The following is a 24,824-nucleotide window of genomic DNA, read 5'->3' on the forward strand; positions in this document are numbered from 1 at the left end:
TATTGATTATGAAAAATTTCAAATTCAGTAGAGCTAAAGCAAACAATAAAAACTGCAGAAAACCTCTGGCCTTGGCTGTAGGATTAGCTCAGCTAACTGTGATAGCAGGTTTTGGAATAGAGATACACGCAGCACCGGAAGGTGGGCGTGTGGTTCAGGGTGTCGGTAATATCGAGCAAAACGCCAACATTACTAACGTTAACCAGGTCAGCGACTTATTAACCGTAGAGTGGAGCAGTTTTGATCTCGATAGCCAGGAAGTTGTAAATTTTCTTCAGCCCAACAATCACGCTTGGGTACTCAATCATATTTTACAAAATGGCCCAAGCCAAATTAATGGCCAGATCAATGCCAATGGTAATGTCTTGCTTATCAACCCACGGGGAATGATATTTGGCGAAAATGCGCTGATTAATGCTGGTAGCTTCACTGCCAGTAGTCTGTGGCTAGATAAAGAAGATTTCCTAAACGGTCATTTTTATTTCAAAGACGTCGATCCTAGCCAGGGGCGTATTATCAATCATGGCCTAATTTCCGCAGCGACTGGTGGCTTTGTGAATCTTCTTGGGGAATCTATCTCTAACGAAGGTATATTGAGCGCGAATATGGGCTATGTTTCTCTGGCGGCGGGCAGTGAGCTCTACCTGACTTTCGATGATCAGAATTTTCTTGGTGTTAAGGTTACCCAAGAGGTAATCAATAACGATGCGGGCCTAAAGGCAGCTATTGATAATAAAGGAAAGATAGAAGGTGAGTCTGCTAGGGTCATTATGCAGGCAGAATCAGCGAAGGATTTATTTGATCTTGCCGTCAACCATGAGGGGGTTGTTGAGGCGACGGGTTTTGATGGCGGCGAGGTAAGTATTGCTGCCAATGGCGCCATAAAAATAAATGGCAATATAGATAGCTCTGGTGATAATAACTCAGGTAGTGTTGATATTGCCGGTAAGTCTGTTGAGCTCTTAGGCGATATCGTTGCTCGTGGCGACGTTGGCGGCAGAGTATGGGTACAGGCAGAGGATATCCAGCTAGCCGCTTTGGCGACTGTTGATGTAAGCGGTCAGTTTGGTGGTGGGCAGGCCTTAATTGGTGGTGGCTATCTCGGTCGCCTAGAGGGCTTTCGCAATGCTCAAAATCTTTATGTTGCAGGCGGTGCAAAAATTTATGCTGATGCGAAGCAGTCTGGAAATGGCGGAGAAGTTATTCTTTGGTCCGACAACAGTACGCATTTTCACGGCTTAATATCGGCCCAAGGCGGTACCCAATCAGGTGATGGCGGTTTGGTAGAAACCTCATCGCTTAATCAGCTAAGCGTTAGCGGAAAGGTTAGTACGCATGCTCGCAGTGGTCAAACAGGCACATGGTTATTAGACCCAGGTGAATTGGAAATCGTTACAGGCATGGCAGCTGGACCTAATCAAATTTCAGTGTCTACGATCGATCTAGTCAATAATAATGTTGTGATTACTACATCAGATTATGACGCAGGCATGGCCGGCTCTGGAAATTTGACCTTATCTGCTGATATTAGCTCAGTCAGTGGTAATAGTCTTACCTTGCAGGCTGAGACAGATATTATTCTAAATAACAACATCAATATTACCGGTGATATTAACTTAGATGCCCAGAATCAGGTTTTTATAAACAGTAATATTACTGCAGCCAATATCAATTTAGATATGTTGAGCTATAGCGTCGATCCTACAGCGCTCCTCAGCACAGCAGGTTCCTTATCGTTCAACTATAAAACCGGTAACCATGCCCTTGATTTAAACAATCTGGGCTTGGATTTTAATAACATCAGCGCTTCGGCGATTAATTTTAATCTGGGTGCTGGCGGAAGCAACTCGCTGAGCGCGTCGACAACAGGAAGTGATTTTTTCATTACCGCCGCCAATGCTTTAAATGTTGATGTGTTGGCTCAAACCATCAATTTTACCGGCGTAAATAGTATAGCGGGTAGCAATAATAATGATTCAGTCGATGCTGCCAATTCGGGAGTGCAGTTAGGTTTAAGCAGCTACACAGTGAATGATATCGACATTAGCGATATTAACAGTGTCAGCAATACCGATAGTATAACAGGTACCAGCAGTGCTGAATCCTTTACGGCCTCTGCTGAAAATCAAATCACGGTATCTGTTGGTGGCAGCAATGTGGTGTTTGATGATGTTGCTAGCTTAGATGGTGGTAGCGGCACTGGTGATAGTCTTGACGTTTCTAATCAGGGGGCTGTATTAAGCGCGTCTGGATTTGACAGCCGTAGTATTACAGTGAGTGATGTTGAGCTTGTCAATAATACGACGACGCTAACAGGAACTAGCAATGATGATTCATTGACTGTCACCGCTTCAAAGCAACTTCTTGCCGGGAGCACAACGTTTAATAATGTTGACAGTTACGATGCGGCCGCAGGCACCAGCGATACGCTTGACCTTGGCGGTTTCGGTGCTGTACTAGATGGTCAAAACTATACGGTTAACGGTATATCCGTTACCCAAAACGAAATCAACGATAACGTAGCGCAGCTTACAGGTGGTGGGACGATAGATACCTTTGTCGTTCAAGGTAGCGCTAGCGTAACAGCTAATGGCAGCACTAGAACCTATAATGGCGTCACTACGGTAGTGACACAAGCTGATGATATTGTGAATCTAAATGACCAGGGCGCACTTATTGGCGCGACTGGTTTTAGTAGCCAGGGTATTGGCTTTGATCATGCTAGTGCTTTAAATACAGGTGTTTTAACAGGCGGGACAGCAAGCGATACCTTTGTTGTTCAGGGTGCCGAGAGTGTGACGGTTGATGCTGGTGCAAGAACTTTTAATGGTGTCTCCGCTGTTTTCACGCAAGCCGACGATGTTGTGAACCTAAATGATCAAGACGCACTTATCACGGCAAATGGCTTTAGCAGCCAGGGCATCAACTTTGATCATGCAGCTGCTCTAAATACGGGTGTGTTAACAGGTACCGCCGCAGACGAGTCATTTAGCGCAAGCGCCGAGAACGAAGTAAGTGTTGTTATTGATGGAAGCAATAGAGTCTTTGGGGGCGTAGATAGCCTAGACGGAGCGGGTGGTACAGCAGATAGTCTAGACTTGTCTGCTCAGGGGGCAACACTTACAGCGACAGGCTTCAACAGTCGCGGTATCGGTGTAAGTAATATTGAGAGTGCCACTAACACCGTTACCTTAACGGGATCTGCCGCTGATGATAGTGTTGCTATAACTGGGGCTAAAGAGATTAGCACTCCTTCGATTAGCTTTAGCGGTGTCGATAATTATAATGCTGCTGACGGGAGCGCAGATGTTGTAGATGCAAATAACGCCGGTGTGCAGCTCGATGGCAGTAATTACATTATTAATGGTGTACTGCTGAGTAACAATGAAACTGCAAATAATGTTGCGCAATTGACCGGTGGTGGCAGCCAAGACAACTTCAGGGTCGAAGGTTTGAACAGCATTAGTGTCGCTTCTGGCTCAAGGCATTTTAATGATGTTGATTCACTAATAAGTCAGGCTGACGATGTGCTCGATTTAAATGGTCAGGACGCAACTTTATCGTCGACAGGTTTTAGCAGTCAAGATATCGACTTTAGTCATGGTAGTGCGAGTAATACAGGAGAATTAACTGGCACTTCTGGTAATGATCAATTTGATGCATCTGCTACTAATCAAGTAACGGTCAATATAAATGGTTCGGACACAGTATTCAGTGGAGTCAATGAAGTTATAGGTGGCGGCGGTGATGATCAGGCCGATTTAAACAATAGTAATGCTGATTTAGTTGCAACGGGTTTTGACAGTCGATCAATCACCTTTAGTGGCATCGGCGAAGTGATTGAGACGGATGAACTAACAGCAACCGCAGCTCCAGAACATTTTGTGATCGATGGAGCAGGTGGAATCACAGTAAATGGTATTCGTTTTAATGGAGTCACTGTTTTAGATGGTGGTGAAGCCGGCGATGATAGCGATCAAGATCGCATAAGTGGCGCTGTCTCCAGTTTTCTTTTAGCCGGTGATGAGTCCGTCCAAGTCAATCATTTACAAGCAAGTAGCTTTACTGCCAATAATATCGAGCTACTGAGTGGCAGCAATGCAACACTGCATGGTGCAAGTGGAGACGTTGATACCTTCTTGGTAAGCGGTTTAAATACTGTAGCTGCGCGGGACATGGTGTTTGAGGGAGTGGCGAGCGTCATCAGTAACGCCGAAGATACAGTCGATTTGAATAATTTGAATGCTACTTTAAGTGCTACGGGATTTGTTAGTCAAAATATCGCATTTGATCATAGCTCTGCCATAAATACAGGAACCTTAACAGGCACCACGAACTCAGAGGCCTTTACAGCGAGCGCAGCTAATCAAATCAGCGTACAAGTAAACGGAAGCAACCGAAGCTTTGATGGTGTTAATGTACTTGCTGGTGGAAGCGCTACAGGCGACAGCCTGGATGTGCAGAGCCAGGGCGTCAATTTAACTGGGGCAGGCTTTAGCAGTCGTGGCATATCGGTCAGTGATGTCGCATTAGTTAATAACAGTAGTAGTGTCCTTGGCACAGCGGGAAATGACGCTGTCACTGTTTCGGCCAATAAGCAATTAAGCTATAACGGTATCAGCTTCAATCAGGTTGATAGTTATGATGCAGGCGCTGGGTCGAACGATACTCTCGATGCGTCAGCAGCCGGAGTCAGCATAGCTGGCACAGACTATACCGTTAATGGTGTAGTGGTGAGTAATAATGAGATCACTAATGACGTTGCTGTGTTAACAGGAAATGCTGCCGCTGCGGATAACTTTATTGTGCAGGGTAGTGGCTCGCTAACAGCAAACTCTTCAGATCGAACTTACAATGGTGTAACTGAAGTCGTATCCCAATCTAATGATACTGTTGATCTGAATGATCAAAATGCCACCTTAACGGCCACAGGCTTTAGTAGCCAAAATATTGCTTTCGACCATGCTACAGCGGCCAATACAGGCACGCTCACCGGTACTAACAATTCGGAAGCCTTTACCGCGAGCGCCAATAATCAAATTAGTGTGCAAGTAAATGGCAGTAACATTAGCTTTGATGGAGTCGATGCGCTAGCTGGCGGAAGCGCGGGCAGCGACAGCCTGGATGTTCAGAGTCAGGGCGTTAATTTAACTGCGACAGGCTTTAGCAGTCGAGGCATATCGGTCAGCGATGTTGCGCTTGTGAATAATAGCAACACTGTCAGTGGCACGAGCGCTGATGATGCGGTCACGATTTCAGCTAATAAGCAATTAAGCTATAACGGTATCAGCTTCAATCAAGTCGATAGCTATGATGCTGACGCTGGCTCGAGCGATACTCTCGATGCGTCAGCAGCCGGAGTCAGCATAGCTGGCACAGGCTATACCGTTAATGGTGTAGTGGTGAGTAATAATGAGGTCACCAATAACGTTGCTGTTTTAACAGGGAATGCTGCCGCTGCAGATAATTTTATTGTGCAGAGTAGTGGCTCGCTAACAGCGAACTCTTCAGAAAGAACTTACAATGGTGTAACTGCAGTTGTATCCCAGACAGACGATACTGTCGATCTTAATGATCAAAATGCAACGGTCACCGCTAGCGGTTTCAATAGCCAAGGCATCGATTTTTCCCATGAGCTTGTTTCAAATACCGGTACCTTAGCCGGAACCTCTGGTGATGATTCCTTTATTAGTAATTCTGCTAATGAGATTGAAATCGACATAAATGGTGCCGTCGTTACCTTTAGTGGTGTTGATCAGCTTGATGGGGTTGCCGGTAATGATGAGTTGGATATTAATAATAGCGGTGCTGAGCTAACGGCAAGCGGGGTGCTTGCCCAATCGATAAATGTATCCAATGTGGCAAACTATCGAAGCGTTGGTGCATTGCTAGGATCTGCTGGGGATGACAGCTTTGATTTTATTGATGCTGGTGCTGCAGATGCCAGCTGGAATTCTAATACGGCGCTTTTTTGGGGCGTCACAGGAATAGACGCGGCAGCGGGTACGGATTCCGTTATTGGTACTGATATGGTGGACCAATTTGCGCTAGTTGCCAGTGCCAGCAGTCCAAGTGGATTCGCAGATAATCAAGTAACTTACCAGGCGCCGACTACGTCCGGCATATTAATTGAAAACATTGAGGCCGTAGATGGTGGTGGCCAAGATGATATTCTGGCGGTTTTCAACACCGGCTTAGAAATTAATAGTGGCGCCAATATAGTTCAAGGCATAGATTTTCAGAACTTTGAAGTATTTGCTGAAACCGGTGAACTTACATTACTTGGTAACAATGCCAGCACTTCTTTTCTTATTGAGGCAGATGGGCAGGTTCGCGACCTGAGTACGGGTGTCTTGTTTATCGGCGTGGATGCCTTGATTGGTGACGTTGGATTGCAAAATCAAGTCGATTTGGATGGCGCTGGTGCCACTTTACAGGCCGGTGGGTTTAACTCTCGCAACATTGATATTAGCAGAATTACTCAAGTTTCAAACACTGGGCAAATATTTGGAGCTAATGAAAACTATCAAGTGCAAGGCAATCAATCGGTTCTTGTTAATAATATTAACTTCGCAGGTGTTAGTGAAGTAAACGGCGGCAGCTCGGTAGTATTGAACAATGCAGCGGCGGTTTTGAATGGCGCTCGTTTAATCAGTAGCGGCATCAGCTTTGTCAATATTAATAGTTTCTCTCAACTCAGTGACTTGAGTGGCGTGCAGTCTTTTACGGTTCTCAATGACAATGAAATTCAAACGGCGGGCTTTCGTTTTAGCGGCCTTTCCAGCCTTGAGGCTACAAGCGGAGATATAGGCTCTAGAGGAGCGCAGCTGAGATCGGCTGGTGAAATTCTAGCCGCAGGTATCTCTATTCGAGGTCTAAATGCCGTTAGTAATACAGGTCAGTTGATTGGCACGGGGCAGGCAGAGCGTTACGAATTGCTCCCAAATAATCAGCTTACCATTGCCGGAATTCAGTTTAGCGCTGTGACGGGTTTAGATGGCGCAGGTGGCTTGGATACGATTGACTTGAATGGCCTAGGTGCTGATTTGCAGAGCGACGGTTTTACCGTAGGTGATTTTCGTATTAGCAATATTGAAGAAATTGCTAATACCGGTACGGTGCGTGGCAGTACACAGGGTGAGCGTTTTCAAATTGAGTCCAATGGCTCAATCTCAGTTTCGGGCTTTAACTTTTCAGATGTGAACGTCGTTGATGCGGGGGAAGGGCGTGATAGCCTTGATGTCGCTGGTCGCGGATTGAATATGTTGGACCTAGATAGCTTCAGTGTAGAAGGCATTACTTTTAGCGGCGTTGAACTCTTTTCCAACACGGGTGCACTGGTGTTGACCGATGCAGATGATATTTTAAGTCGTGACGAGGAAGATAAGTTCTCTTTGCTCAACTATGAATTTGCTGCTGTTAGTTCAGTGGATGCTGGAGCCGGTAACAATAGTCTGCAATTAGCTGGTTTAGGGCTAAAAGTAGAGGATGGTTCCGTTACTTCGGCTACTGTGGATTTGAGTAATATACAGAGTTTTACTCAGGTCGGTGAACTAGCACTTTCTGGTTTCGATGCCAATGTTGAGCTTTTAGCTGAACAATCATTCCGAGTTAATGGTTTTCAGCTTCAAGATGTGCAAATATTGCAAGCGGGGGCGGGTAGCGACCGTCTGGACGCTGCTGGCTTTGACAGTCTATTGCTAGAAAACAATAACCTTTTGATAGCGGATACAGAAATTCGCTCAATTGAGTTAATCGATAACACTAGACATTTGACCGGTAACAATTCAGATAACAGTTTCAGCCTGCTCGATATAGGTATTGTTGAAAGTGGATCTTATCAATTTACCGGTGTTGAGCGCATTGATGGGGGCGGCGGGCAAGATAGTTTGAGTTTTGCTGCTGTAGAGACTGTTGCAATTGATTTTGAAACATCAGCAATCGGCTCGATTGATTATGATGGCGTTGAAGCTTTGCAACGCTTTGAGTCTATAGAGCAAATCAACTTACCTAATGTGCAATCTTTGCTCTTAAGTGGTGATGCCCAGTTACAGGTAGGGGATCTTAACTTAGATGGTGATCTCAATCTGGCTGGGCAAGTACAGTTAGATGTGGCTGGTGATGCCGGATTTACTGGTGGCCTCGCTATATCCGATGATAGCCAATTGAATGTGTCTGGCACTCTTCAGGCTCTAGGTACGATTAACAGTTCGGGGGCGGCAACTGCAAATATTGACTCCAATGTAATCCTTGGTAATGGCTTGCAAGCCACTGATTCCAGTGTAATTACCGTAGCGGGAGATCTTTCCAGTCAGGGTGATATCGATGTTATTGATGAGGCTCGCCTGGTTTTAAATGGAGGTTTGTCTACGGATACAAATCTAAATTTGGATGGTTCCGGGCAGTTGCAAGTTGAGGGCTCAGTAGATGTTGGAGGCGATTTAAACGCCTTGGGCCAGAGTAATATTAATTCTAATAGTGATATTAATATTGTGGGGCAGGTTACGACTTCGCAGACGGCGACCATTAATGCTGACTCGATCAATGTGAATGTCCCTGAGGAAAAGGTCGTTACTGTACAGCCAGAGATCAATATCAGTTTGGCCGTGTTCTCTGAAATTAAGGTGTTTATTAATAGTAATTCCTCGGTGCGCAATAGCGCTGAAACATCGGCTTTATATAGTGATGACGACTTGGTCGATGCTCTGATAGAGAGCGCCCAAGAAGAAGAAATGGATGGCGCAGGTGAAGAATAGGCCATGAAACGAAAATTAACTGCTTTAAGTGCCAAATTAAGGCCTGTGAATCACTAAAAACTGGTATCACGCTGCTTTGCAGTACGTAATAGAATAGCACTTATAAATATAGGTGAATATTGTTGTCAAAAGCGCTTTGTTGCCTGCTTGCAATATGATTAACTACTAAAGTGGAATCAAATAAAAGAAAACAAGCCACGAAAAGCAACGATAAAGCGCGGCGAAACAACTACGACTACGTACTAGAAAGCGCAACAAATAAATAAAAGAATACTAAGTAAAAGAATTTTACCGTGATCACTGAAGTACGGTACTACAGTGAAAGAGCACCAAGAACAGCAGAGTTACAAAAGAGTATAAGTACAGGTTGGTTTTATTGGTCAAAATGTAAATTTGACTGGTACACAGCCGCGCCTGTTTACTCGATTGACTTATGGTGTATTTGGCCGAATGAGAATAATAGCCATTACGTATTAGGCTGATAAGGAAAGGCTTCCATGTCTGATATTTACGAGATAGCCGTCATAGGGTCTGGGCCCGCGGGTCTAAGTGCTGCGGCACGCGCTGCCGAATATGATCAGCAAGCCCGTAAAAATGACCCCAATCATAAACCTACTCATATATTGCTTGAAGGCTTTAAGCATGCCGCAAAAACGATTTATCGTTATCAAAAAGGCAAGCATGTTATGGATGAGCCAGGTTTTCTAGACCTGCGTAGTCCTATCGAATTCAGTTCAGGTAAGCGAGAAGAAATCTTAAATACCTGGGATGAAGGCATTCAAGAAAAAGAAATCAATATTCGCTATCAATCTGAAGTTAGCAGCATTACCGGTTCTGCTGGAGATTTCACAGTAGGTTTTGCGAGTGGCGAAAACATCAAGGCCAAGAATATTATTTTGGCCATCGGCATGCAGGGCAACCCAAGAAAGCTTGGGGTTTCAGGCGACGACTCAGACTTTGTTCAATATCAGTTAGATGATCCGGATGAATACAAGGATGAAACGATTGTTGTCGTCGGAGCCGGTGATGCGGCGATTGAAAATGCCTTGGGCCTAGCTAAACAGAATAAAGTTTTTATTATTAATCGCCGAGAAGAATTCAGCCGAGCGAAAGAGGGTAACTTAAACTCAGTTTTGGCTGCGATTAATGATAAAAATCTTGATTTTGACTGTTATTACCGTTCTTCTGTTGCACGATTAGAGCTACCAGAAACGGCTGGTGAAGCGGGCGTACTTACCTTGGATACACCCGAAGGCGAGGTAGATATTAACTGCCATCGCATCATTGCGCGTTTGGGTGCGATTCCTCCTAGAAAATTTATTGAATCATGCGGAATTGAGTTTCCCAGTGATAAGCCTGATGCGATTCCAGAGCTAACGGCGCAGTATGAATCGAATGTGAAGGGTATTTATGTCATTGGTGCCTTGGGTGGTTATCCGCTCATTAAGCAGGCGATGAACCAGGGTTATGATGTTGTCGAGTATATTCGAGGCAATGAAGTTAAACCCGCAGATCACCCAATTCTTGATTTACAGCTAAAAATGCTGCCTTACGTCAGTGACGTTGAAGAAATTCTAAGTCTTTACCAACAGCGTATTCCTATGTTCCGACGCATGAATACTTTGGCGTTTAGGGAGCTCGTCATTGAAAGTGATATTCTGGTATCACAAGCCGATGAAGGCATTCTTTCGCAATTAAAATTACAAGCCGATCAGGTCAAAGATGCTCGTTTTGCAGAGTTGAAGGACAAAAAGCAACAGCGCATTGCCAAGTTGGAGCAGAAGGGTAAAAAAGTCAGTAAGGCCGAAAAGGAAGCGGATCCTACTTCCCCAAAAATCACCAAGCTTATTAAGGCTGGCGATTATATTTATCGTCACGGCGATTACAGTAATACCTTTCTAACGGTCGTAGAAGGCGAGGTGGTTTTAGAGTCTGCCGATGGGCAAAACCAACAAACCATTAAGCCGGGGCAATTCTTCGGCGAAATGAGTTTGCTTTCTGGGCGGCCGAGGGTAGGTAATGCGATCGCTGGCGATGATACCATTCTGATCGAGACTCCCCGACGCACCATGGTTAAGTTGATGAACTCCAATGAAGAAATTCTTGGTGGTATCGACTGGGTATTTGTGGTGCGCTTCTTACAGCAATATTTCGCCCCGAAAGCCGATGTTGGCGAGCTTCGCGATATTGCGCAGAATACCAAAACCAAAACCTTTAATGCGGGCGAACATCTTTATAAAGAAGGCGATGACGGCGACTGCCTGTATTTGATTCGCAGCGGTACCATCAGTCTAGAGCGTGCTCGCAATGATCAGGCTGTGGTGGTCGGTCAAGCGCAGTCTGGCCAAATGATTGGCCAGATGGCATTAATGGGGGATAAAACTCGTCGTGAGTCGGCAAGGGCAACGGTGCGTGTTGAAGCCCTAATGATTAAGCAGAAAGAGTTCCTTGCTTTATTAAAACAAGACCCTGAGCGCGTTAATGATATCCAAGCGGCGACCAGTGAAAAGTTAAAGGTTTCTAATCAAATGGAATCCCTGCCTGAAGGTGGGTCTCTGATTTCTTTCTTAATGGGCGAAGGCCTAGGTGAATCTACCAGTGCTTTAATCATTGATGAAAAACTCTGTGTCGGTTGCGATAACTGTGAAAAGGCCTGCGCGGAAACACACGGTGGTATCAGTCGTTTAGATCGTAAATCCGGTCAGCGATACGGTCACATCAATGTCGCGATTTCCTGCCGTCACTGTGAAATGCCGCACTGCATGAAAGATTGTCCAGCAAATGCTATTCACCGTGCGGTAACGGGTGAAGTGTTTATCGATAGCAGTTGCATAGGTTGCGGTAACTGCGAAACCAACTGCCCCTATGATGTGATTAAACTGGCTTACGATGCGCCAAAAAAACCTGGTTTATTTCAGTGGATGCTGTTTGGTAGGGGGAATGGGCCAGGTCAAGATCCGGCCTATCAACCAAGCGACGAAGCGCTCGATAAAGGTAAAAAAGCAGTTAAATGCGATGCTTGTGTAGGACAGAAAGGTGGACCTGCATGTGTAAGGTCTTGCCCTGTGGGCGCGGTAGAGCGTTTGAATCCAGAACAATTTGTTGAGCTGATTGCACCTTAAGCGGCTAAAAAGAAAATTATGTATAACAATATATTAGAGTATAAAGGCGGGCGCTACTTTTGGGTTTCCCTAGTGTTGTTACTCGTCTCCTTCGCCGTCTATTTCAGCCAAGAAGCTTGGCGTCCACCTAATGGTGGTACTTGGCAAGGTTATGTGCTGGGCACGATAGGGGCGTTGCTAATCGTTTGGCTTGCCTATTTGGGCGTGCGTAAAAGACGTTATGCGTCCACTCTAGGAACGGTGCAAGGTTGGACTTCTGCTCATGTATATTTGGGCTCTAGCCTGCTGATCATAGGAACTCTGCACTGTGCTTTCCAGTTTGGCCTCAATGTGCACACGCTCGCCTATGTGTTGATGTGTATCGTTATCTTTAGTGGTTTCTACGGGCTTTATGCCTATATGCGTTACCCAGACAAGCTGTCACGTAATCGCAGTAATCAGAGTTTAGATCAACGTTTTTCCGAGCTTGATGAATTGGATCAGCAAGGTAAGGATATTGCCTCACGTTGTAATACCGACATCCAAACATTAATCAATAGTGCGATTGCTCGCACCAGTTTAGGTGGTGGTTTATGGAGCCAATTGAAGGGTCAGGATAATTCAAAAGTAGAGCTTAGCGCTTCGGAAGATAACCAAAGTCGCACCAAAGTTGTTGATAATAGAAACCAGCAGGCGGCCATTGATTATATTGCCATGCGCATTCCCAATGTGAGCAAGAAGCAAGAGGCTCAGGATCTGCAAGATATTCTCTATATATTTGGTCGCCGTCGAGAATTGTTAAACCGTATTCGTCGAGAAATTAGCCTGCAAGCACGATTGAAAGTTTGGCTGCTGTTTCATATTCCAACCACTATTGTTTTGATTGTGGCTTTAATCATCCACATTGTGACTGTCTTTTTATACTGGTAAGCCATGCTCTATTTAATACGACAAACAAGAAAAACAGGCACTAAGGCTATTGATCAAAACGATAGCCAATTGGATGCTGCTGCAATAAGTATCGGTTCTGGTGAAGGTCAGCTGGTTCAGCTTGCTGGGGAGGATATCTCGGCAAATCACCTAGTAGTGACCGCTGTTGATAATCAAAGTGCAAAATTTGAATGCGCTAAAGGCTGTGTGGTCGAGCTGGACGGTCAGCCGCAAAGCAAGGGCACAATAGGCCTTGGCCAACAATTAACGATTGGCAGACACAAGCTTGTATTACAGGCTCCTCCTGCTGGTTTTTCCTGTGCCTTAGAGTTTGAAATTGATGCGGATGTTAAGCACTCAACGAAACAGCGATTCAAGACTGACTTGCAGGGTGTGGGCTATAACCGCAGCTTAGCTTATATCGCATCAGCGCTGGTCTTGTTGTTTGCTTTGGCATTGCCGATATGGTCCATGCTTAATAGTGAGGCTCGGGATACGCTATCAAAAGTTGGGATTCCAACCGATAAGCACTGGTCTAGCGGGCCGCTGATTCCAGCCCATAGAATTCCAGCGATTGGTGATGACTGCACCAGTTGCCACGCAAAACCTTTCGAAGTTGTACAAGATAAAGCTTGTCTTTCATGTCATAGCAATACCGAGCAGCATGTTCATAATAAGCACCCAGCTATTCCTGCCTTTGAAGAGTACCGCTGCGGTAGCTGCCATAAAGAACATAACGAGCCGGCAACTATTATTATTAAAGATCAGTCGCTCTGCGTAGATTGCCATGGTGATATTGCTAAGTTGGGTAATATTACTCAAGAGGAGTCAGTGGCTAATGTTTCTGGTTTTAATGAAAAAACTCACCCAGAGTTCCGCTTAGGTTTGCTTGGTTTCGATGGTTTTAAGTGGCAGCTATCTAGGGTTCCTTACAGTCAAGAACTGCAAGAAAACTCACAATTAAAATTTCCCCATGATTTGCATTTAGATATCGATAAGGTTCAAAGCCAAGACAGTGGTGAGGCTTTAGAGTGTAAATCTTGCCATGTGCTCAGTGCGGATAATGAGCATTTTGAGCCCATAACCATGGAAGGAATGTGTCGTGATTGTCACGGTTTGGGATTTGACGATGCTGAACCAAGTAGACAGCTTCCACACGGATCACCTTTGCTGGTTAAGCAAACTCTCGAAGAATACTATATTCGTATGTTTGCTGATCCAGACTCTGGTGTGGAAGGTATTGATCATGTGCGTCGTGTTCCAGGTAAAAGCCGCGACCTTGATCGCTGTAAGAAAGGTGCTTTGGTTTGCGGTAAAGAACGTGCAGCCTTAGAGCTGGAAAACCAGTTCACCAAGACAGGTTGCATTACTTGCCACGAAGTGGAAAAAACCGAAGCTCGCCAGCTAGCTGGCAAGAAAAAAGCCGATAATTTTTGGACGGTTAAACCGGTCAAACTCAATAATGATTGGTTCTCGCAGGGACGATTTAACCACTCTACCCATTTATTATTACGCGATGCACCTGTCGATGAGATTTGCCAAGACTGCCACAAAGCCGGTGAATCATCTGAAAGCCACGATATTTTAATCCCTGGTCGCGATAACTGTTTACAGTGCCATGATGATCAGGCCGAGCATGCTGCACCTTTGGATTGCGTAGCTTGCCATAACTACCATATACCCGGAAATCAGGCGATTTGGTTGAAGCAGATGCCTGCTGTTTTGGAGCAAAAAATACCATGAGATTAAGCCGTAAGGGATTCAGCCTTAAACCCTGCCTTTTGTTGGCCACTAGCATCAGTTTGTTAAGCTGCGGTGGAGGAGGAGGTGGCTCTGGTACTGCGCCCAATGAAGGCACACCAACTCCGCCGTCACCACCACCGCCAGTGGTGTGTGAGGGCAATTGTACTAATGCGGATTCTTTCCTGCGCACGGCGGATGTCGAGAAAGTGGTGCAGCAAGCGGTTGCGGAAGCTAAAGCGCTTGGCGTTGCAGCAACCATTGCGGTTGTTGATCGTGTCGGAAATGTACTTGCGGTATACCGTACAGCGGATATTGATACCAGTAAGTCACTGCTGATCTCTAGTAATAAGCAGGGCTTAAGTGATATCGATGGTGGTTTGGAAAATATTGAACTCCCTTTAGCTGTTGGTGGAGACGCACTTGCTGCTATTTCTAAGGCGATTACAGGGGCATATTTATCGACCGAGGGCAATGCATTTAGTAGTCGTGTCGCCAGTCAAATTGTGCAGGAACACTTTAACCCTGGCGAAAGAGTGCAGCCGGCAGGCCCGCTTTTTGGCGTTCAGTTCAGTCAGTTAGCCTGTTCTGATTTTACCTTGGATAACTCTGTAACAGGTATCGGTCCTAAACAGGCACCGCTGGGTTTATCAGCCGATCCAGGCGGCTTTCCTCTTTATAAAGATAATGTTCCCGTTGGTGGTGTCGGTGTGATATCAGACGACTTTATCTACACCCTAGATAAAGTCGTTGTCGATTCCGATATGGATCAAGACGAGCTTATCGCGCTTGCGGCTACAGTTGGCTTTGAAGCCCCCACTGATCGACGAGCTGATCGTATAACAGTTGATGGTAAGGTTTTGCGATACACCGATGTTGAATACAGCCAGCTAACGGCGGCCCCAGGTGCGGCTTCAGTATTAAATGACAGTGATGGGCAGTATATTCCTGTACCAGACTATATTGATGGCAATGTACGTGCGGGCCAAGCTTTTGGTCAGGCCAGTTCCGGCATCAGAGCTGATACTACAACTTATCCAAATCGCGAAGCCTATGTATTTGTAGATGCAGCGGGGCAAGATCGTTTTCCCCCAAAAGATGGTACCGAATTAACCGCCAATGAAGTACAAGCGATCATTGATGAAGCTCTTGGTGTTGCCAACCAATCACGTGCGCAAATTCGCCGACCTTTAAGTACCAAAGCGCGAGTAACCATTTCCGTTGTCGATGTGAATGGAGATGTTTTAGGGATGGCTCGTACCTTAGATGCTCCGGTTTTTGGTGCGGATGTGTCCTTGCAAAAGGCGCGTACAGCGGCATTCTTTTCAAATCCAGCAGCGGCAGATTTCTTGCAAAACTTGCCGCTCACGCAATATTTAAACTCTGACTTAAGTCCTAAACGCAACGTTGATATTGCAAATTATGTGCAAGCTCTAAGGGATTTTGTTGAAGACAGCTCGGCCCTCAGTAATGGCATTGCCTTTTCTGATCGAGCTGGCGGAAATTTGTCGCGTCCTTTTTATCCAGATGGTGTTGATAATGCTCCACATGGACCATTAAGTAAGCCAGCAGGGCAGTGGAGTCCATTTTCTACGGGCTTGCAGCTCGACCTCGCCATGAATGGCATTGTCAGTCACCTATTACATGTTGCAGGCCTACAAACAGATGACGTCGGCAACAATTGCGTTGGCGTCCCATTCGGAGGGACGGCAAGCTCTGCTGCCAATAACATCGCCAATGGCATTCAGATTTTCCCAGGTAGTGTACCCATTTATAAGGGCAATACCTTGGTCGGTGGCATTGGTATTTCAGGGGATGGTGTTGATCAGGACGATATGATTGCCTTCTTGGGTGTTCATCGTGCCGCTGAAAAAATGAATGGAAGCTTCAATAATGCGCCAGCTGAAATTCGCGCTGATACCTTAACGCCACAGGGAACACGATTGCGTTATATAAGTTGTCCGCAATCACCCTTTATTGACAGCGACGAACAAAATGTTTGCTCAGGAAAGTAGGGGATTAACACCATGGCAAGGATAGATAAGCCTTTTTTCGCTTTGAAACTGAAGCCAATATTGAATCACGGTTTAATAAAGGCCTCTGCTTTAGCTGTTGTAGTATCGACCGTGCAGCTACCACTGGCAGCCGATACTCTTGCACAAACACAAACCCGTCAGGAATGTGAGGCCGCGCAAGCAGCGAATAAAGCTAAGCGCCGCAGACGCCCTGGAGGCCGCGTTGACTGTAGCCAGCTTCCCGATGCTAACGAACAGATTGTGGAAACGGTTATCGATGGTAAGCCTCAGCGACGAACGCCAGGGCCAGTTAATGACGCCCGTTTAAAAGAAGAGCAAACCTTTACGGTATTGCGAGAAGACGTTGAGGAATCCCCAGTACCTCGCCCGAAGGTGAGTGATTTTGAAGACAGTATAGTGTTTCCGGATCGCTGGCGTATCGTTGAGGCTATAGGCTATACCGATAATTGGTGGGATCCGTACAACCGAAATACCTTAAAGGGCGATGTTCCGCTTCATGATGATTGGTTTTTTAACCTAGGCGTGATTTCCGACACTATTTACGAAGGCCGAAAAGTCGTTACGCCAGTCGGGCTTATTACCACATCTGATCCAGGTGATTTGGATCTATATGGTAACACCGAACAGCATTCGGTGATTCAGCAAGTCGCTATGGAATTTGTTTATTACAAAGGTGATACAGTATTTAGACCACCGGATTATGAATTCCGCTTTATCCCGGTGTTTAATTACAACCACACCGTTGTTAACGAGCTAGCCGGGATTAATGTAGACCCTCAGCGTGGTGTGCGTCGAGATGATAACTTTGTTGGTATTCAAGGTGCGTTTATCGATGTGCACTTGAGGAATGTATCTGATAACTACGATTTCGATAGTATCCGGGTTGGTATTCAGCCATTTAATAATGATTTTCGTGGCTTTTTGTTTCAGGATAATCAGTTAGGTGTGCGCCTATTTGGTATTCGTAATAACAACAAGATCCAATACAACCTGGCGTGGTTTCGCCGTTTAGAAAAAGATACCAACAGTGGCTTAAATGATATTGGAGAAGCACCCCGTGAGGACGATGTCTTTATTGCCAATGTCATTTGGCAGGATTTGATCGCACTTGGGCATTTTTCTCAATTTTCCATTGTTCATAATCGTAATCGAGAAGATGAATTCTTTTACGATGTAAATGACCTGATTCAGCGACCTGCTTCTTTGGGCTTTGAACGTTTTAGAAATTACGATGTAAGCTATTTAGGATTCAGTTCGGACGGTCACTTTGGCCGTATCAACGTAACCCACTCACTTTATGCCGCCTTGGGTGAGCAGAATAGGGGCCCCTTTGTTAACCAGCGCACCGATATTCGCTCCTTCTTTGCTGCTGCAGAGGTTGGTGCTGATTATGACTGGATACGCTTGCGTGGCTCGGCTCTGTGGGCTTCAGGTGATGATAATCCCTTTGATAACGAAGAAAATGGTTTTGATGCCATATTCGAAAACCCACAGTTTGCCGGCGCCGATACCAGCTATTGGTTAAGGCAGGGTGTACCACTAGCTGCTGGCGGTAAGGTAACGTTATCGACGCGTAATGGCTTATTGAATAATCTGCGCGCATCAAAAGAGCACGGCCAATCAAACTTCACCAACCCAGGGGTGAGGTTATTAGGTGTCGGGGCAGATTTTGACATTCTTCCAGAACTTAGAGCATCGGTGAACGTGAATCAGCTTTGGTTTGATCAAACTGAGGTTTTGGAAGTCGCTAGGCAGCAGGCGGATATTGATGAGTCGATTGGTACGGATGTGTCCTTATCATTGATATATCGACCGTTTATGAGCCAGAACGTTGTTGTTCGTTTGTCTTACGCAGCCTTGCTGCCGGGCAAAGGTTTTGAACAGCTATTTGGTGATGAGACCCAACACTCATTGTTATTTAATTTGGTGTTGACCTACTAAATTCGTGATATTTGCCAGAAAAAGATTTGAAGCTGCTAAAGCAAGCAGCTCGCAAGGAAAAGTGATGAAGCCAATGGGAACGGAAAAAGCCATGTGTGCACAAGAAGAAAAAACGCTAGCCAAGGCCGTTATAAAGCCCATCATAAAAGGGCTGCTGTTACTGAGTGCTTTATTGGCGCCAGGTTTTGTTTTCGCTGTTGGCGGGCCCAAGCCGGTCGAGCGTGATTATGTGACGGCCGCAAATGCTCCCGCTTCTCAAAGCCCGGAACTCGTCGCTAAGAAGAACGAGGGTTGTGTTAGTTGCCATACTGAATCCGACAGTAAAAATATGCACAATAACCCGGCCATCCAATTGGCCTGTGTGGATTGTCATGGAGGTGATTCCAGTATCGTTCGAAGCTCTGAATCACCAGGCGATGAAGGCTACGCACGTTTACGAGATCAAGCCCACGTATTGCCTCGTTATCCGGACTTATGGAATTTTCCTAGCTCAGCAAATCCAGAGCGGACATATACCTTACTCAACAAAGAAGCGCCTGAATTTATACGTTTTATTAACCCAGGCGATTTGCGCATTGCTCGTGAGGCCTGTGGTGCTTGCCATTTGAATGTGATTCAGGCTTCTGAAAGAAGTTTGCACGCCACGGGTGCTATGCTGTGGGGTGGGGCTTCTTACAATAACGGCATTTTACCATTTAAGCAGTATTTACTGGGCGAATCCTATAACCGCGAGGGCGAAGCCACGGCTTTGAAAAACCCCACGGAAGTTACTCCGGAAATGGCGGCCAAAGGTATTGTTGCAGCGCTTTATCCTTTGCCCAATTGGGAAACGGTTAAGCCCGGTGATATCTTCCGCGTGTTCGAGCGCGGTGGTCGAAATATCACTAACTTATTTCCAGAAACTGGTATCCCCAATAGTTTGGGATTAATTCAACGTTTAGAAGAGCCAGGACGCCCGGATTTTAGGCAGTCAAATCGAGGGCCGGGCACAGGCGCTAGAATTTCTGTTCCACTGATTAATATTCATAAAACGCGTTTGAACGATCCCTTCTTATGGTTCATGGGAACGAATGATCAACCAGGTGATTATCGACACTCAGGCTGTACCTCTTGTCACGTTGTTTACGCCAACGACCGTGACCCGAAACACTCGGGGCCTTACGCGCAGTTTGGCCATACAGGCAAAACACAAACGATAGATCCAACGATTCCAAAGGACGAATCCGGTCACCCATTAAAACACCAGTTTACTCGAGGTGTACCTAGCAGTCAGTGCATGATCTGTCATATGCACCAACCCAATATGTTTATGAACACTTATTTGGGTTACACCATGTGGGACTATGAATCGGATGCACCGGCGATGTGGCCAGAGGAGCAACAATATCCTTCTGAGGCACAAAAGCGTAAGGTTTTGGATCGTAACCCTGAAGGTGCAGCACCTCGTGGTAAATGGGCTGATGTAGAATTTTTAAAAGAAGTAGCCTCTTTAAATCCAAAGCTGAACGACACCCAGTTTGCTGACTATCATGGTCACGGTTGGAACTTCCGGGCTATCTTTAAAAGAGACCGTAAGGGCAATTTACTCGATGCCGAAAACAATATGGTATCGGATGATGATCCAGATAAATTTAAAAAAGCAGTGCATATGTCCTCGATTCACGCGGATGTCGGTATGCACTGCTCCGATTGTCACTTTGCTCAAGATAACCATGGTAATGGGCACATCTATGGCGAAGTCGCTGCGGCGGTAGAAATAGCTTGTATCGATTGTCACGGTAGTGCGCAACGTTACCCTAACTTATTAACCTCCGGCCCGGCCAAACTGGGTAAGGGTGCAGATCTTTCTGTACTCCGTAATCCTGACGGGCAGTTACGATTTGAATGGCTTGACGGTAAGTTGATCCAGCGCTCCTTGGTAACACCAGGCTTAGAGTGGGAGCTTAGCTTGGTAAAAGACAGTGTGAGCAAAGGGCATCCGCAATACAATGAAAAAGCAGCCCGTGCTAAATTAATGTCAAAAGACACCGCAAAACAAAATTGGGGTGAAGATGTACCAGAGGATCAGCTGGCACACACCTATGAAAATATGGAGTGTTACACCTGTCATACGGCGTGGACAACAAGCTGCGGTGGCTGTCACTTGCCTATTGAAGCCAACGTAAAAACCGAGCGTCATCATTATGAAGGTGGAGAGACACGTAACTTTGCGACCTATAATCCGCAAGTGTCGCGTGATCAAATTTTCATGATCGGTAAGCGAGAAGAGCATAAAGGTGGTAAGTACGCACCGATTCGATCTACCTCTGCCTTGGTATTGTCTTCGACTAACTCAAACCGTGAGCGAATCTATATACAGCAGCCACCTGTAGCGTCTAGTGGCTTTAGTTCGCAAGCCATTAACCCGCACTTCCCACATACAGTTCGCAAGACTGAAACAAAAACCTGTAGCGATTGCCACTTGGCAAACACTGAAGACAATAATGCGATCTTTACTCAGACCTTGGGTGTGGGAACTAAGTTTATTGATTTTATTGGCCGCTTTGCTTGGCTAGGCGGTGATGGCGAAGTTACTGGTGTGCAAGTTACCGAATGGGACGAGCCTCAGGCAGTTTATGGTAGCTACTTACACAAGTATGCTTATCCCGATTGGTACAATGATCACCAAAAAGCCGGCCAAGAATTACAGGTAGGCTATAGCCATAGCTCTGGGCGCAGTTCTTGTTTGCAGATGCGTGGCGAGTATCTCTACACCGCGGCGGGTAAACAGGGCTTACAAGTTTATGATATTGCCTCTATTGATAATAAAGGTGTTTCCCAGCGTATCATCTCGGCACCATTTAGCCCGCTTGGCCACAACCCGAATGTACCGAGTAAAAATGCAACTTGTATGTTGATGCCTACAACTCAGCCAGTGGCGCCAGCGCGCAACACCGGTGAGTTGATGCGGGTGACCAATATGGAACAGCCGATGCATCCTTTATATCACTATGTCTATGTGACAGATGCAGAAGAAGGATTAATCCTAGTTAATATCGATACCTTCTCGGACGGTGAGCCACGCAATAACTTTTTAGAACGTGCCGCGACCTGGAATGCCAATGGCATATTAAATGGCGCTCGCCATATAAGTATTGGTGGCCACTATCTCTACATTGTTGCAGATGCCGGGTTGGTCATTGTTGATATTGATAAGCCGCTATCACCGCAGTTGGTGTCGGTAACGCCATTGAATGATGGTCGAGCTTCGGCCGTACAGTTCCGTTATTTGTTTGTGACTGATGCAGATGGTTTGAAGGTCATTGATATTACCGATCCTAAGCAACCTTCTTTGTTGGCGAATAACACGATCGCTTTGGCCGATGCACAAAAGGTTTTCATTGCTCGCACCTATGCTTACGTCGCAGCTGGCAAAGATGGTTTGGCAATCATTGATATTGAAAAGCCAACTGCCATGAAAGTGGAGCAAATGTTTAACGCCGGAGGTAAGCTCAGTGATTCTCAAGATGTCGTTGTAGCAAGTACCAATGCCTCCTTGTTTGCCTATGTTGCTGATGGTGTTGGTGGTTTAAAAATACTTCAACTGACGTCTCCGGAAATTCAGCCAAAATTTTATGGCTTTAGCCCGAAACCGAATCCGCATCTGATTGCGCATTACCCAACGGAAAAGGCAGCCTTAGGTTTGTCGAGAGCGCTAGAACGTGACCGTGCTGTTGATGAAACTGGTGGCCAAGTAGCGGTATTCGGCCGTCGCGGTTCTCGCCCGCTGAATAAAGAAGAAATAAATAAGCTTTACAAAGATAAATCCGGCAAGGTCTGGACCGTAAAAGATAAAGAAGAGTAGTTATGAAAAAAACGATCTTGAAACTACCGGCGTTTATTTTTAGCTTGGCATGCATAGCGGCAAGTGGGCATGCCTTAGCCGAAGAAAACCCAATCACGGGAAAAGACAAGCACATGGGTGTTGCTACCTGTGCTTCCAGTGTCTGTCACGGCAAGCCGGCACCGGATGCAAATTCATACGCGCTGTTAAATGAATACCGCACTTGGAGCCGAGAAGACTTACATTCCAAGGCTTATAAAATTCTATTCAATGCTGAGTCTAAGCGGATGGCCAAGAATCTCGGCTTGGCTTCGGCTCACACAGCGGATATTTGCTTAGATTGTCATGCGGATAATGTTCCACAAAGCCAGCGTGGCCCTAAGTTCGTCATTCGTGACGGCGTTGGCTGCGAAGCCTGCCATGGCGGCAGTGAGAAATGGTTAGATAGCCATTATAAAAAAGGCGTTACTCACGCAGAAAACCTAGCGGCAGGCATGTACCCAACTGAATCGCCCAAGCCTAGAGCGGAAATGTGCCTGTCTTGCCATCTTGGTACTAAAGATAAATTCGCCACGCATCGAATAATGGGAGCAGGGCATCCTCGTTTGGCTTTCGAGTTAGAAACTTTCACCGCAAATCAGCCCGCTCATTATGTAGTTGATCAAGATTACCTTGAAAGAAAAGGGCAAATCGAATCGGTGACTATGTGGGTTGCCGGGGTTTACTACACGGCTAAGCAAACCTTAGAGCTTTATAACAGTCATTTGCTAACAGCTAATGGAATGATTCCCGAGCTATCTTTCTACGACTGTCACGCCTGCCATCATCCGATGGATAAAAAGACTTGGCGCCAGACAAGTATCGAAGTTGGATTAAAACCCGGTGATTTACGCTTAAACGATGCGGCACTGCAAATGTTGGTGGGTATTGCCTATATTCGCGATCAGGAAGGCGCCCAGCGATTATTACAGCTTTCACGTGATTTGCATGTCGCCTCTCGCAAAGATGTTAACGGTCTTAGATCTTCCGCCAAGGCGGCATTAGCACAATTAGCAAGCATGGAGGGGGCACTATTGGATCGCAATTACAACAACAATGAAATTACCTCTTTGCGACAAAGAATCCTAAGCAAGAGCGCCGCCGGTCAATATCGCGATTACACCAGTGCTGAGCAAGCCTTCTTGGGGGTAGAGACGCTGACATTGGCTTTAAATCAAAGTGAGCGATATAGTGCACAAATGGACAGCTTTTATGCTTCACTCGCCAGTGAGTCTGCATTTCAGCAGGGGCGTTTCGCCAGTGTCGCAAAAAATCTGCTTTCAACCATGTACCCATAGCGAGGTGAGTCAGTGCTAAAAATAGTAGGATGCACCCACACGGGAAGACGCGAGCTCAATGAGGATTCCTTTCTAGCGGATGATGAACTGGGCTTGGCGGCTGTGGCTGATGGCATGGGAGGCTATTCCTCAGGTGAGGTTGCAAGTGCAATCGTGGTTTCCACCCTTTGGAACGATTTAAAGGAAGGCGAAAAAAGCTTAGAAGAGTCGGTTGCCAATGCTCATCTCGAAGTTAAAAAAGGTGTTTTGGACGGGCGTGGTGGAGCCGGCATGGGCTCGACAGTAGTCGCGGCGAAATTTGACGGTTCGCGCTTTGATGTCGCCTGGGTTGGCGACAGTCGTGCTTATATATGGGATGGTCACGAATTAAGGCAAATCAGTCGTGATCATTCCTACATCGAGTCATTGCTTTCGCGTGGCATTATATCGGCCGAAGATGCCAAAACTCGTAATGATCGTAATTTAGTGACACAGGCCTTAGGGGCTGAAGCACTTGTAGAGCTAGATATTGGAACCTGCGAAGGGGACCTATATCAAGGCGAACTATTGCTCCTTTGTAGCGATGGCCTTAATGATGAGCTAGGCGGTTTTGAGATCGCAAGGCTTCTTCATGATAATGCCGCCGATGGTCTTGAGAGTTGCTGTGAGAAATTAGTCCAAGCCTCATACGATGCTGGCGGTAAAGATAATATTACCGTGATGCTGGTGAGTAACGATGTTGCAGTGCCAGAATCGGGCCGCGTACCAGAAACAATCGTAGAAACCCATAATCTATCCGGGCACAGTGAGTATTTCCCGCTAGGTGGGCAAAATGATGGCGCCCATATCACCAGCAGTGACAGTGTCACTGAAGAGTTTTCCACAACCCAAGTGTATGCCGTTAAGCCCAAGAGTCAGTTAGATTATGATGCGCTGGATGATCATATCGGTGGTGGTACGCCTAGCTGGCTAATTGCGGTAGTTTGTGTTCTTTTATTGGCGGGGCTGCTTGGGCTGCTCGTTTATTTGGGTATAATCAGCTTCTGATATTGCCTTGATGTAGCAATCAGCTGATTTAGGCGCTGCCTAAGGTTAATACAGCTTTCATAATGGCAGCATAAGCTAGTTTATTTGTTTTCTGTATAAATACAGATTTCAAAAACATAGTAAAAGATTAAACA

The 24,824-nt window shown here is 46.0% G+C and carries 9 protein-coding genes; all 9 read left to right on the top strand.

Annotated elements, in window-relative coordinates; translation table 11 throughout:
- Positions 1 to 8 precede the first annotated feature (8 nt).
- The 9 genes from Q1A41_RS04800 (at position 9) to Q1A41_RS04840 (ending at position 24,690) form a co-directional block, all read left to right on the top strand.
- The gene (locus Q1A41_RS04800) at positions 9 to 8,756 is read left to right on the top strand and encodes a filamentous hemagglutinin N-terminal domain-containing protein (RefSeq protein WP_299975428.1); all 8,748 of its coding nucleotides are present in this window, start codon (positions 9 to 11) and stop codon (positions 8,754 to 8,756) included.
- A gap of 497 nt (positions 8,757 to 9,253) precedes the next feature.
- Positions 9,254 to 11,878, top strand: coding sequence for a cyclic nucleotide-binding domain-containing protein (locus tag Q1A41_RS04805; protein ID WP_299975430.1), 2,625 nt, complete (start codon positions 9,254 to 9,256; stop codon positions 11,876 to 11,878).
- 18 nt (positions 11,879 to 11,896) lie between these two features.
- Positions 11,897 to 12,787, top strand: coding sequence for a hypothetical protein (locus Q1A41_RS04810; RefSeq protein WP_299975432.1), 891 nt, complete (start codon positions 11,897 to 11,899; stop codon positions 12,785 to 12,787).
- Between the two features lie 3 nt (positions 12,788 to 12,790).
- Positions 12,791 to 14,530: a cytochrome c3 family protein gene (locus Q1A41_RS04815; RefSeq protein WP_299975434.1), complete on the top strand. Its 1,740-nt coding sequence runs from the start codon at positions 12,791 to 12,793 to the stop codon at positions 14,528 to 14,530.
- A complete protein-coding gene (locus Q1A41_RS04820; protein ID WP_299975436.1) occupies positions 14,527 to 16,542 on the top strand; it encodes a heme-binding protein in 2,016 nt (671 codons plus the stop codon). Before Q1A41_RS04815 ends, Q1A41_RS04820 begins: the two co-directional genes overlap by 4 nt.
- Positions 16,543 to 16,554: 12 nt before the next feature.
- The gene (locus Q1A41_RS04825) at positions 16,555 to 18,504 is read left to right on the top strand and encodes a hypothetical protein (RefSeq protein WP_299975438.1); all 1,950 of its coding nucleotides are present in this window, start codon (positions 16,555 to 16,557) and stop codon (positions 18,502 to 18,504) included.
- Between the two features lie 64 nt (positions 18,505 to 18,568).
- The gene (locus Q1A41_RS04830; RefSeq protein ID WP_299975440.1) at positions 18,569 to 22,348 is read left to right on the top strand and encodes a hypothetical protein; all 3,780 of its coding nucleotides are present in this window, start codon (positions 18,569 to 18,571) and stop codon (positions 22,346 to 22,348) included.
- Positions 22,349 to 22,350: 2 nt separating this feature from the next.
- On the top strand, positions 22,351 to 23,664 hold the full coding sequence (locus Q1A41_RS04835; RefSeq protein ID WP_299975442.1) for a multiheme c-type cytochrome: 1,314 nt from the start codon (positions 22,351 to 22,353) through the stop codon (positions 23,662 to 23,664).
- Positions 23,665 to 23,676: 12 nt separating this feature from the next.
- Positions 23,677 to 24,690 (top strand): protein phosphatase 2C domain-containing protein, encoded by a 1,014-nt coding sequence (locus Q1A41_RS04840; RefSeq protein WP_299975444.1) that lies wholly within the window; start codon positions 23,677 to 23,679, stop codon positions 24,688 to 24,690.
- Positions 24,691 to 24,824 lie beyond the last annotated feature (134 nt).

Origin of the sequence: uncultured Pseudoteredinibacter sp., assembly GCF_947502065.1 — a bacterium.
Classification (GTDB): Bacteria; Pseudomonadota; Gammaproteobacteria; order Pseudomonadales; family Cellvibrionaceae; genus Pseudoteredinibacter.